Here is an 11304-nt window from a genome sequence, read left to right on the forward strand (position 1 = left end):
GGCGAGGCCGAGGCCGCCGAACGTTTCCGCCAGGAAACGGTGGAGGAACTGCGGCATGCCGAACGGCTGGTGCAGCGCATGCTCCAGCTGGGGGTGGCCCCGGCCGCCTCCCAGCTGCGGCCCGTGGGCCACGCCGCCGATCTGCTCGGCCTGCTGCGCCTCGATGCCGACCTCGAACGGGATCTGATCCAGCACTACGCCGAAGCCACACGCTTCTGCCTGCTGATCGGCGATCACAACAATGAAGTCTTCTTCCGAACCCTGAGGGACGAAGAACAGCAGCATGGGGACGTGTTGGCCGCCTGGCTGGACAGCCTGGGCAATGCCCAGTCCCGGTCCCTGCAACGGGCCACCTTCTGACGTCCCTCCCCTTGCCGGACACCCTTCCCCTGTCGATCCAGCTCAGCTGGCTGATTCCGCTCTACGGATTCAGCGGCATGCTGCTCTCGCTGCCCTGGGCGACGGGCTGGATCCGACGCAACGGCCCCCGTCCGGCCGCCTACCTCAACCTGCTGGTCACCCTGCTGGCGGTGCTGCACGGCAGCCTCGTGCTGCGCGCCGTGCTGGCCCTCGGCCCCCAGCACCTCGACATCGGCTGGTTCGCAGCCGCCGACCTTGACCTGCGCATCGGCTTTGATCTCTCCCTCACCAACCTGGCGGCCCTGGAGCTGGTGACGTTCATGAGCCTGGTGGGGCAGGTGTTCGCCCTGGGCTACCTCGACAAGGAATGGTCCCTGGCGCGCTTCTACGCCCTGGTGGGGTTCTTCGAAGGGGCCATGGCCGGGGTGGTGCTGAGCAGCAACCTGTTCATGAGCTATTTCCTGCTGGAGATGCTCACCCTCTCCACCTATCTGCTGGTGGGCTTCTGGTACGCCCAGCCCCTGGTGGTCACCGCCGCCCGTGATGCCTTCCTCACCAAGCGGGTGGGCGATGTGCTGCTGCTGATGGGGGTGGTCACCCTGTCGGCCTGGGCCGGTTCGCTGGAATTCAACGATCTCTACGCCTGGTCGGCCAACGAGACCCTGCCGGCCCTGGGGGCCACCCTGCTGGGCCTGGGGCTGATCGCCGGACCGATGGGCAAATGCGCCCAGTTCCCGATGCACCTCTGGCTGGATGAGGCCATGGAGGGGCCCAACCCGGCTTCGATCCTGCGCAACTCCGTGGTGGTGACCTGCGGTGCCGTGGTGCTGCTGAAGGTGATGCCGCTGCTGCTGATCTCGCCGGTGGCGATCGATGTGCTGCTGGCGGTGGGCACCATCAGCGCCGTGGGCGGTGCCCTGGTGGCCATCTCCCAGGTCGACCTGAAGCGGGCCTGCTCGTACTCCACCACCTCCTACCTGGGGCTGGTGTTCGTGGCCATCGCCCTGCAGCAGCCTTTCATCGCCCTGTTGCTGCTCTTCTCCCATGCCCTGGCCAAGGCCGTGTTGTTCATGAGCGTGGGCAGCGTCATCGCCACCACCAACTGCCAGGACCTCACCGAACTGGGCGGCCTCGGCTCCCGCATGCCCGCCACCACCACCGGCTTCCTGGTGGGGGCGGCGGGCCTCACCGGCCTGCTTCCCCTGGGCTGCTTCTGGAGCTTCGGCCTGATGGTGGAGGGCCTGAGCTCCAGGGCCCCCTTCTTCGCCGCCGTGGTGCTGCTCACCAACGGCCTGACCGCCCTGAATTTCACCAGGGTCTACCGCCAGGTGTTCATGGGTTCCCCCCACCCCAAGACCCGCCGGACACCGGAGGTGAACTGGCTGATGGCCCTGCCGATGGTGACCGTCGCCGTGCTGGTGCTGGTGACACCCCTGGTGATGGCCCGCATCGACCGGGTTCCCGGCATCGGCGCCTTCTCGGGCGTCACGGCCCTGGCGCTGGTGGGCAGCGGCCTGGCCGGGCTGCTGGTCGGCAGCCTGGTGCCGCTGGACACCTTCTGGTCCCGCTCCGTGCGCCAGCCCCTGCGGGTCCTGCAGGACCTGCTTGCCTACGACTTCTACACCGACCGCATCTACCGGGCCACGATCGTGGCCTTCGTGGCCGGCCTGGCCAGGATCACCAACGGCTTCGACCAGCTGGTGGTCAACGGGCTGGTCAACCGCATCGCCGGCGTCTCGATGGCCTCGGCCGAAAGCCTCAAGCTGGGGGTGAGCGGCCGGCTGCAGACCTACGTCTTCACCGTGGTGGCGGCGATCGTGGTGCTGATCGGCAGCCTCTCCTGGCTGGGGGGCTGAACCAGAACCATGCTGAGCGCCCTGCTGCTGATTCCCTTCGCCGGTGCCCTCGGCCTGCTCTGCTGGCCCGGCGAGCTGGCCACCGAGCGCATCCGCCGCGCCGCCCTCGGCCTGCTGGCCCTGCAGCTGCTCTGGAGCCTGCGGGTGCTGCTGGCCTTCGACCCGGGCCAGTCGGGCCTGCAGCTGCAGGAGTCCTTCGCCTGGGTCGACAGCATCGGCCTTGATTACCGCCTGGGTGTCGATGGCCTGGCCATGCCGCTGGTGCTGGTCAACGCCGCCCTCACGCTGGTGTCGGCGATCTGCACCCGCGACCTCAGCCAGCGTCCCCGGCTCTACTTCGCCCTGCTGCTCGGCATCAGCGGCGCGGTGAACGGGGCGTTTCTCTCCGAGAACCTGCTGCTGTTCTTCCTCTTCTATGAGCTGGAGCTGATTCCCCTCTGGTTGCTGATCTCCATCTGGGGGGGTGCCAACCGGGGCTATGCGGCCACCAAGTTCCTGATCTTCACCGCCATCTCCGGCGTGCTGATCCTGGGGGCCTTCCTGGGCCTCGCCCTGGTCACCGGCCAGGCCGATTTCAGCATCAACCCGGTGAGCACCGCCCAGCTGGGCTTGGGCACCCAGCTGGTGCTGCTGGGAGCGCTGCTGATCGGCTTCGCCATCAAGATCCCCCTGGTGCCCTTCCACACCTGGCTCCCGGATGCCCACACCGAGGCGTCCACGCCGGTGTCGGTGCTGCTGGCGGGCGTGCTGCTGAAACTGGGCACCTACGGCCTGCTGCGTTTCTGCCTGGGGATGTTCCCGGAGGCCTGGGCGTTGCTGGCGCCATGGCTGGCGGGCTGGGCGGCGGTGTCGGTGCTGTACGGCTCCCTGGCGGCCATCGCCCAGCGGGACATGAAACGGATGGTGGCTTTCAGCTCCGTGGGCCACATGGGCTACATCCTGCTGGCCGCCGCCGCCGCCACCCCCGTGAGTCTGCTGGGGGCCGTCTTCCAGATGGTCAGCCACGGCCTGATCTCCGCCCTGCTGTTCCTGCTGGTGGGCGTGGTCTACCGCAAGACCCGCACCCGGGACCTGGAGGTGCTGCGCGGCCTGCTCAACCCGGAGCGGGGTCTGCCCTTCACCGGCACCCTGATGATCCTGGGGGTGATGGCCAGCGCCGGCATGCCCGGCATGGCGGGCTTCATCTCCGAGTTCCTGGTGTTCCGCGGCAGCCTGGCCGCCTTCCCGGTGGCCACCCTGCTGTGCATGGTGGGCTCGGGGCTCACGGCGGTGTACTTCCTGCTGCTGGTGAACCGGGCCTTCTTCGGCCGGCTGGCGGTGACCCCACCCAGCGGCGATGCGGTGGCCGACTCCCGCCTCGAGGTGCGATTGCCGGCGGTGGCCCTACGCGAGACCCTGCCTGCCCTGGCCCTGGCCAGCGGTGTGGTCGGCCTGGGGGTGCTGCCCTGGGGGCTGGGCAAGCTGAGCGAACAGGCCACCACCGCCATGGCCCAGTTGCCGGCCCTGGTGGCGGCGATCCAGGGCGGAGGGCTGCTGTCATGAGGCCGATCCCCCGTTCCCCCAAACCGCCCCTCACCTTCAGCGGCGGGCTGCCCTCCAGCGACGATCTGGTGGAGACCCTGCTGGCCGGACGCACCCTGCTGGCCGAGTCCCCAGATCACCTGAGCCAGGTGGTGGACGTGCTCGAGAGCTACGGGGAGGTGCTGGATGCCTACAGCATCAACCTGATCTACCAGGCAGAGAAGCAGTTCCTGAATCCCTTCCCGGTGTTCCGCTTCCTCGACGGTGACCTCAGCCCGGCGAAGATCTGGCGCCATTTGCTGCACGACCGGATCAACTTCGAATATGCGGAGTACTGCCAGAAGGCGATGCTCTGGCACGGCACCGGCGGCCTCGATGCCTACCTCGACAGCGAGGCGTTCGCCGCCAACTGCGCCGCCATCGTCACCCACAAGACCCGCCGCGACCCCCTGCTGGCGGCCCTCAACCCCCTGTTCCCCCAGTTCCTGAGCGAACTGATCCGCTCGGCGGCCACCACCCATGCCCTGGGCCAGTTCTGGCGGGTGATGAGCGATCTGTTCCTGGATCTGGCCCGGGCCGAGCGGGACGGGCGGGTGGACTCGATCGCAGCGGTGGTCACGTTCATCAAGGAGGGCCTCGTGGCGGCTGCGGGGGCCCCGATCACCTACGCGGTGGAGATCGCCGGCACCCGCTTCTGGGTGCTCCCCCCCGAGGCGGGCCTTACCTTCCTGATGGATGTGGCCGTCCCCTACGTGGAAGCGGTGTTCCTGCGCGGCACCCCGTTCCTGGGCACCGTGTCCTTCAACGCCCAGGCCCAGCAGATTTCCCCCGACCAGGCCCAGTTCATGTACGGCGCCCTCTACGCCGACCCGCTGCCCACCATGGGCTCGGGCATCCCGCCCAGCCTGCTGATGCAGGACATGTACCGCCACCTGCCCGAGCGGCTTCACCAGACCTACCTTGCCGGCATTCGCGGCGCCGGGGACGTGCGGGTGAAGATCTGCATGACGTTCCAGAAGGCGATGTTCTGCGTCACCAACGCCGCCATCGCCGGCACCTTCCCCCATCCGCTCGACAGCGACCTCCCGGCGCAGCAGGCCGCCAACCGGGCCTACGCCGCCGCCTGGGCCGCCCGCCTCTGCGTGGCCCGCACCGACTGTCTCGACGATCCGGGCTGATCTAGGGTCGAACCCATGGACCAGCCCTGGACCCGACGGCCCCGACCGGATCGGCTCGAGCGCCGCATCGAGTTCGATGACTACGAACGCACCCGCACCTTCCTGGAGCGCCTGAACGGCCTCTCGGAGCAGGAGGGCCGCTTCCCCGACATCAGCTTCGGGCGCACCTACGTGAACCTGACCGTGCGCGCCGAAGCCGACGAGGACCCCATCGGCGAACCGGAGGAAACCTTCGCCAAGGCCATCGATGGGCTCCTCTAGCGACGACACGGCCGATGGGGCCGGGGAGGCCGCCCCCCGGGACTCGACGCTGGTTGACCTGCGGGCGGCCTACGACGCCGCCGGCATCAAGGAGGTGCTCGACCAGCTCGACCGGGAACTGATCGGCCTGCGCCCGGTCAAGGCCCGGATCCGGGAGATCGCCGCCCTGCTGGTGATCAACCGGGCGCGCACCCAGGTGGGGCTCGACACGGCGCCCCCCAGCCTGCACATGTCGTTCACCGGCCGGCCCGGCACCGGCAAGACGACCGTGGCGGAACGCATGTCGAAGATCCTGCACGGCCTCGGCTATGTGCGCAAGGGCCATGTGGTGACGGCCACCCGCGACGATCTGGTGGGCCAGTACATCGGCCACACGGCCCCGAAAACCAGGGAGATGCTCAAGAAGGCGATGGGCGGCGTGTTGTTCATCGACGAGGCCTACTACCTCTACCGGCCCGAGAACGAACGGGACTACGGCGCCGAGGCGATCGAGATCCTGCTGCAGGTGATGGAGAACAACCGCAACGATCTGGTGGTGATCTTCGCCGGCTACAAGGAGCGGATGGACATCTTCTACCAGAGCAACCCTGGCCTGTCCTCGCGGGTGGCCAACCACATCGACTTCCCCGACTACTCCGCCAGCGAACTTCTGGCGATCGCCCAGCTGATCCTGGCGGCGGAGAACTACCGCTTCAGCCCGGAGGCGGGCGCGGCCTTCGCCGAGTACATCCAGCGCCGCATGCAGCTGCCCTTCTTCGCCAATGCCCGCTCGATCCGTAATGCCATCGACCGGGCCCGCATGCGCCAGGCCAACCGGCTGTTCAGTGGCATGGGCCGGGCCCTGACCAAAACCGACCTGATGACGATCGAGGCCGACGACATCACCGCCAGCCGGGTGTTCCAGGGCGAAGTGGAAGGGCTGGATCCGGCGCTTCCGCTGACGGGGGCGGGCTGAGACTCAGCGGCGCTGACGGCAGGCGATCTGGAGCAGGTCCCGCACCTGCTGCACCCGCCGCGCCAGGGCGGGGTCGGTGCTGAGCTTCTTCTCCACCTGCTCCACCGCGTACATCACGGTGGAGTGATCCTTGCCGCCGAAGGCTTCGCCGATACGCGGCAGCGACAGGTTAGTGTTCTGGCGCATCAGGTACATCCCCACCTGGCGGGACTGGCTGACGGCCCGTTTACGGCTGGGGCTGAGCATCTCATCGATGCGCACCTCGAACACCTCGGCCACCTTCTCCAGCACCTGCTGGGGGGTGACCGCCACCTCGTTACCCACCGGATCGAGCATCGGCGCCAGCGATTCCACGGTCATCGGCAGGCCCGTGATCGAGGCGAAGGCCACGGCCCGGGTGAGGGCGCCTTCGAGTTCGCGGATGTTGGAGGTGAAACGCCCGGCGATGTACTGGATCAGTTCCCGGGGCAGGGACACCTGTTCCGCCTCGGCCTTCTTGTGCAGGATCGCCATGCGGGTCTCCAGGTCGGGGATCTGGATGTCGGCGATCAGTCCCATCGAGAAGCGGGAAATCAGCCGCTCCTGGAGCTTGGGAATCTGGCTGGGGGGCCGGTCGCTGGCGATGACGATCTGGCGGCCGGCCTCATGCAGGGCGTTGAAGGTGTGGAAGAACTCCTCCTGCGTGTATTCCTTGCCTTCGATGAACTGGATGTCGTCCACCAGGATCAGGTCGGCCGCCCGGTAACGATCCCGGAAAGCCTGCATCCCGTCCTTGCGGATCGCCTGGATCAGGTCATTGGTGAACGTCTCGGTGGAGACGTAGAACACGCGGGCTTCCGGATCGATCTCCAGCCGGTAGTGGCCGATGGCCTGCATCAGGTGCGTCTTGCCCAGGCCCACCCCGCCGCAGATGAAGAGCGGGTTGAACTCCCGGCCGGGGGCCTCCGCCACCGCCAGGGAGGCGGCATGGGCCATGCGGCTGTTGGCCCCCACCACGAAGCGGTTGAACACGTAGCGGGTGTTCAGACCCGCCCCGAGGCGCAGGGGGGCCGGCACCGTCCGGGGGGCGCCAGCACCACCGGCACCACCGGCCGCCCGCAGGGGGGGCTCCACCACGACCTGCGGCAGCGGGCCGCCGTTCTCACCGATGACCTCCGGCAGCTCGCCGAGGGGTTCGGCATCCGGGGCCACCTCCACCTCCACCCGCACCTGCCGTCCGGCGTGCTCGCTGGCCACCGCGGCGATCATCACCAGATAGTTCTTGCGCAGCCAGCCGCAGGCGAAGCTGTTGGGGGCCTCGAGGCGCAGCAGGCCGTCGGCGAAATCCCGGCAACGGGCCTGCCGGATCCAGGTCTCGTAGGTCGGTTTGCTGAGCCTACCCTGAAGATCCTGGCTCACCCTGTGCCACAGCTGATCACCCTGCTGCACCAGGAGCCCACGACGCGATGGCCGAATATAGGCATCCCGGGCCCGGATGTTCGTCTTTAATGAATCCTTCAGCGACGCCTGTCCGCCCCCGATGGTCCAGCCCCGTTTTCTGTCCCGCCTCAGCCTCCTGGCGGCCACGGCAGGCCTGCTGACCTCCTGCACCGGCACCCGTCTGGCCCTCCCGGGCCTGCCGGGTCTGCCCAAGCCCGAGCAGGCCCCCATCAGCGATGCGGCGCCGGCGCCGACGCTGCAGCCAAGCAGTTCCGTGATCGTCGACGCGGTCGAGAAGGCGGGCCCGGCCGTGGTCCGCATCGACACGGTCAAGCGCACCGTGAACCCCCTGGGCGGGATCTTCGGCCGGGGTCCGGCCATCCAGCAGCAGCAGGGCCAGGGCTCGGGCTTCATCACCCGCTCCGACGGGGTGCTGCTCACCAACGCCCACGTGGTCGAGGGGGCCAGCGAGGTGAGCGTGACCCTGCCGGACGGCCGCAGCTTCACCGGCAAGGTGCTGGGGGCCGATCCCCTGACCGACGTGGCGGTGGTGAAGGTGGTGGCCTCCAAGCTGCCGGTGGCCACTCTCGGCGATTCCAACAAGGTGCGGCCGGGGGAACTGGCGATCGCCATCGGCAACCCCCTCGGCCTGGACAACACGGTGACGGCGGGGATCATCAGCGCCATCCAGCGCACCAACGCCGTGGGTGAGGGCCAGCGGGTGCCCTACATCCAGACCGACGCCGCCGTGAACCCCGGCAACAGCGGCGGGCCCCTGATCAACGACCGCGGCCAGGTGATCGGCATCAACACCGCCATCCGCCAGGCGCCGGGCGCCGGCCTGAGCTTCGCGATCCCGATCAACACGGCCCGCCAGATCGCCGCCCAGATCCTGGAGCGCGGCTACGCCAGCCACCCCTACATCGGGGTACGCCTCCAGGCCCTCACCCCCCAGCTGGCCAAGGAGATCAACGCCACCACCAACGAATGCCGCCTGCCGGAGGTCAACGGCGTGGTGGTGGTCGAGGTGATGGCCAACAGCCCGGCGGCCCGGGGCGGTCTGAAGCCCTGCGATCTGATCGAGAAAGTGGGCGACAAGGCCGTCCGCAACGCCTCGGAGGTGCAGCTGGGCGTCGACCGGGGCAGGGTGGGCGATCCCCTGGCGATCACGGTGCTGCGCAACGGCTCCCGGCAGAACCTCACCGTCCGCCCCGCCGAACTGCCGCGCGAGGGTTGAGGCCGCCGAGAGGTCGGGGGACCCGACCAGCGCAACTGGTGATGCTGGCCCGCTGGCCGGCGCCGGGCCGCTGCAAGAGCCGGCTGGTGCCCGGGGTGGGCAGGGCCAGGGCCGCCGCCATCCAGGCCCGCCTCACCCAGCACGGACTGGCCGCCGCGGCCGAGGCCCGCAGGGCCCTGGTGGCGGCGGGGGGCCATGGGGGCGGACTGGAGCTGGTGCTGGCGGCGAGCGGTCTCGGACCGCGGGCGGCCCGGCGCTGGGGCCGCCGGCTCGGCGTCGACCGGGTGGTGGCCCAGGGCAGCGGCAGCCTGGGGTTGCGGCTGCAGCGTCAGCTGCTGCGGGGCTGCCGCGAGGGGGCGGCAGCGGTGCTGCTGATCGGCAGTGACCTGCCGGCCCTGGCGGCCGAGGATCTGCTGGAGGCCTTCCGGGCCCTGGAGCACAGGGCCCTGGTGCTGGGCCCCGCCGCCGACGGCGGCTACTGGCTGATCGGCCGGCGCCGGGCCACGCCCCAGCTGTTCACGGGCATCGACTGGGGCAGCGACCGGGTGCTGGCCCAGACCCTGGAGCTGGCAGGACAGGCGGGCCTGGACGCGGCCCTGCTGGCGGAGCGCCACGACCTCGACCGCCCCGCCGACCTGGACCCCTGGCGATGAGGCCGCCCCTGAGCGTGGTGATCGCCGCCCGCGACGAGGCCCGGGACCTGCCGGCCCTGCTGGCGGATCTGGCCACGGCAGCGGAGCTGGTGCGGGAGGTGCTGGTGGTGGATGGCGGCAGCCGGGACGGCACCCCGCGGCTGGCCGCCCTGGCCGGCGCCCGGGTGCTTCACGACGGCAGCGGCCGTGGCGGCCAGCTGGCCGCCGGGGTGGCCCGCAGCACGGGCGCCTGGCTGCTGCTGCTGCACGGGGACGTGCGCCTGCCGCCGGGGTGGGCCCGGGCCCTCGCGGCGGCGATCGCCGCCGGCGAGACCAGCGCCTGGGCCTTCCGGCTGCGCATCGCCGGCGATGATCCATCCCTGCGCCTGGTTGAGCTGGCGGTGGACCTGCGCAGCCGCTGGCGCCAGCTGCCCTACGGCGACCAGGGGCTGCTGCTGACCCGGCGGCTCCATGACGCCGCCGGCGGGATCGCACCCCTGCCGCTGATGGAGGACCTGGAGTTCGTGCAGCGCCTGCGTCGCCACGCCAGGATCGGCCTCCTTGGCCCGGCCCTGCGGGTGAATGGCCGGCGCTGGCAGCGGCTGGGGGTGTGGCAGACGGTGCTGGCCAACGCCCGCCTCAGACGCGCCTGGCGCCGCGGCACACCGGCGGCGCAGCTTGCCGAGCGCTACTACGGGCCAGGCCCTCAGGGTGCATACCAGAAGGCACAGCGGCGCTGCAGCGGCTCCAGCTCCCAGCCCTGAGCGGCGTAGAAGCCCACCACGTCGGGATCGGCGAACAGGCTCACCCGGTCGATGCCCATGGCCCGCAGCTGCTCGAGCACATAGTCCATCAGCTCCTTGCCCAGGCCGGCCCCCTGGTAGCGGGGATGGACCGCCACATCCCAGACGGTGGCCTCCACCACCCCGTCGCCGGTGCAGCGGGCGAAGCCCACCAGCCGCGGCAGGCGGGCGTCATGGCGCCAGAGCCCCACCTGGAGAAGGCTGTGCTGCAGGGCCTTGCGCACGCGCCGCAGGGGACGGCGGCTCCAGCCCACCGCATCGCAGAGCGCCTCCAGCTCGATCAGGTCGATCGGGCGGGCCTGGCTGAGCACCAGCGCCAGGCTGGGATTGGGGGTGGCGCAGAGCCGGTGCCCGGACCCGTAGAGATCGGTCATCAGCGGCAGGGTCTCGGGCACGGCGTGGGGGCTACGCGTTCTGAAGATCCTGACGGATGCAGGCTGGACTGCGGCAGGGTAGGGACTCCACCCGGCGACTGTCCTGAGCGTCTCCTCCGCCAGTTCCGATCACCCCCTGCTCGTGGGGGTCCATGGCTGGCTGCTGGCGGGCCGGTTGTGGCATCCGCTGCGGCGGGAGCTGGCGCCGCGCTGGTCGCTGTGGTGCCCTGATCTGCCCGGCTTCGGCGGCACGGAACGGCCCCGGGGGCTGCAGGCGAGCCTGGCCAGCTACGGCCGTTGGCTGGCCGAGGCCGCGCAGCGGGAGGCCGCCGGCCGACCTGTGGTGCTGCTGGGCCACTCCCTGGGGGGAAGCCTGGCGCTGCACGCGGCCCCCCTGCTGGGGGAGCAGCTGCGGGGCCTGGTGCAGATCGCCGTGGGGGGTGGTGTGTACCAGCCGCGGCCCTTCGCCCGGGTCCGCCGCGGCGGGGCCGCCTTCCTGCGCTGGCGACCGGTCTGGGCAGCCCAGTTGCCCGGCACGGCCGCGATCCGCAGCCCCCTGGTGGCCGACGGCCGCGCCGCGCGGGGACTGCTGGCCTGCAGCACCAACCGGGGCGCCGTTCATCAGCTGCCCAGGCTCACGGCCGGACTCCAGGTGCCCAGCCTGTGGATCGCCGGCAGCCGCGACCGGGTGATGCAACCCCGCTACGT

Annotated in this window: 12 protein-coding genes; 10 read left to right on the top strand and 2 right to left on the bottom strand. The window is 70.3% G+C overall.

The genetic code is table 11. From position 1 onward, the window contains the following. The 6 genes from KBZ04_RS08915 to cbbX form a co-directional block, all read left to right on the top strand. Positions 1-360 (top strand): ferritin-like domain-containing protein (locus KBZ04_RS08915; protein WP_254991603.1); only part of this gene is annotated, 360 nt, incomplete at its 5' end. An 11-nt stretch (positions 361-371) separates the two neighbouring features. Then, positions 372-2216: an NAD(P)H-quinone oxidoreductase subunit F gene (locus KBZ04_RS08920; RefSeq protein ID WP_254991604.1), complete on the top strand. Its 1845-nt coding sequence runs from the start codon at positions 372-374 to the stop codon at positions 2214-2216. A 9-nt stretch (positions 2217-2225) separates the two neighbouring features. Next, on the top strand, positions 2226-3758 hold the full coding sequence (locus KBZ04_RS08925) for an NADH-quinone oxidoreductase subunit M (protein ID WP_254991605.1): 1533 nt from the start codon (positions 2226-2228) through the stop codon (positions 3756-3758). Further along, a complete protein-coding gene (locus KBZ04_RS08930; protein WP_254991606.1) occupies positions 3755-4915 on the top strand; it encodes a CO2 hydration protein in 1161 nt (386 codons plus the stop codon). Before KBZ04_RS08925 ends, KBZ04_RS08930 begins: the two co-directional genes overlap by 4 nt. Before the next feature lie 15 nt (positions 4916-4930). Continuing rightward, positions 4931-5176, top strand: coding sequence for a 4a-hydroxytetrahydrobiopterin dehydratase (locus KBZ04_RS08935; RefSeq protein ID WP_216909881.1), 246 nt, complete (start codon positions 4931-4933; stop codon positions 5174-5176). After that, entirely contained in the window at positions 5163-6131 is a 969-nt protein-coding gene (gene cbbX, locus KBZ04_RS08940) for a CbbX protein (RefSeq protein WP_254991607.1), read from the top strand. The genes KBZ04_RS08935 and cbbX overlap by 14 nt, the downstream gene beginning before the upstream one ends. 3 nt (positions 6132-6134) lie before the next feature. Here cbbX and dnaA read toward each other — a convergent pair whose 3' ends face one another. Beyond that, entirely contained in the window at positions 6135-7559 is a 1425-nt protein-coding gene (gene dnaA, locus KBZ04_RS08945) for a chromosomal replication initiator protein DnaA (protein ID WP_409995954.1), read from the bottom strand. Between the two features lie 91 nt (positions 7560-7650). On the opposite strand from dnaA, the gene KBZ04_RS08950 reads away from it, so the two are divergent. From KBZ04_RS08950 to KBZ04_RS08960, 3 genes are read left to right on the top strand one after another with little or no spacing between them, the layout of a single operon-like run. Continuing rightward, positions 7651-8787, top strand: coding sequence for a trypsin-like peptidase domain-containing protein (locus tag KBZ04_RS08950; RefSeq protein ID WP_254991608.1), 1137 nt, complete (start codon positions 7651-7653; stop codon positions 8785-8787). A 41-nt stretch (positions 8788-8828) separates the two neighbouring features. Continuing rightward, a complete protein-coding gene (locus tag KBZ04_RS08955; protein WP_254991609.1) occupies positions 8829-9440 on the top strand; it encodes a TIGR04282 family arsenosugar biosynthesis glycosyltransferase in 612 nt (203 codons plus the stop codon). Then, positions 9437-10183: a TIGR04283 family arsenosugar biosynthesis glycosyltransferase gene (locus KBZ04_RS08960; RefSeq protein ID WP_254991610.1), complete on the top strand. Its 747-nt coding sequence runs from the start codon at positions 9437-9439 to the stop codon at positions 10181-10183. The genes KBZ04_RS08955 and KBZ04_RS08960 overlap by 4 nt, the downstream gene beginning before the upstream one ends. Here the strand turns inward: KBZ04_RS08960 and KBZ04_RS08965 are convergent. Next, positions 10126-10596: a GNAT family N-acetyltransferase gene (locus tag KBZ04_RS08965; protein WP_254991613.1), complete on the bottom strand. Its 471-nt coding sequence runs from the start codon at positions 10594-10596 to the stop codon at positions 10126-10128. The genes KBZ04_RS08960 and KBZ04_RS08965 overlap by 58 nt on opposite strands. Positions 10597-10738: 142 nt before the next feature. On the opposite strand from KBZ04_RS08965, the gene KBZ04_RS08970 reads away from it, so the two are divergent. Beyond that, positions 10739-11304 (top strand): alpha/beta fold hydrolase (locus tag KBZ04_RS08970; RefSeq protein WP_254991611.1); only part of this gene is annotated, 566 nt, incomplete at its 3' end.

Origin of the sequence: Cyanobium sp. N5-Cardenillas (assembly GCF_024345515.1) — a bacterium.
Taxonomy (GTDB): Bacteria; Cyanobacteriota; Cyanobacteriia; order PCC-6307; family Cyanobiaceae; genus Cyanobium.

What these genes read in the sequence shown, in the direction of transcription:
- KBZ04_RS08925 (WP_254991605.1), top strand. Translation starts at nt 2,226, where the DNA reads ATGCTGAGCGCCCTGCTGCTGATTCCCTTCGCCGGTGCCCTCGGCCTG.
- KBZ04_RS08930 (WP_254991606.1), top strand. Translation starts at nt 3,755, where the DNA reads ATGAGGCCGATCCCCCGTTCCCCCAAACCGCCCCTCACCTTCAGCGGC.
- KBZ04_RS08935 (WP_216909881.1), top strand. Translation starts at nt 4,931, where the DNA reads ATGGACCAGCCCTGGACCCGACGGCCCCGACCGGATCGGCTCGAGCGC.
- cbbX (WP_254991607.1), top strand. Translation starts at nt 5,163, where the DNA reads ATGGGCTCCTCTAGCGACGACACGGCCGATGGGGCCGGGGAGGCCGCC.
- KBZ04_RS08950 (WP_254991608.1), top strand. Translation starts at nt 7,651, where the DNA reads ATGGTCCAGCCCCGTTTTCTGTCCCGCCTCAGCCTCCTGGCGGCCACG.
- KBZ04_RS08955 (WP_254991609.1), top strand. Translation starts at nt 8,829, where the DNA reads ATGCTGGCCCGCTGGCCGGCGCCGGGCCGCTGCAAGAGCCGGCTGGTG.
- KBZ04_RS08960 (WP_254991610.1), top strand. Translation starts at nt 9,437, where the DNA reads ATGAGGCCGCCCCTGAGCGTGGTGATCGCCGCCCGCGACGAGGCCCGG.
- KBZ04_RS08965 (WP_254991613.1), bottom strand. Translation starts at nt 10,596, where the DNA reads ATGACCGATCTCTACGGGTCCGGGCACCGGCTCTGCGCCACCCCCAAT.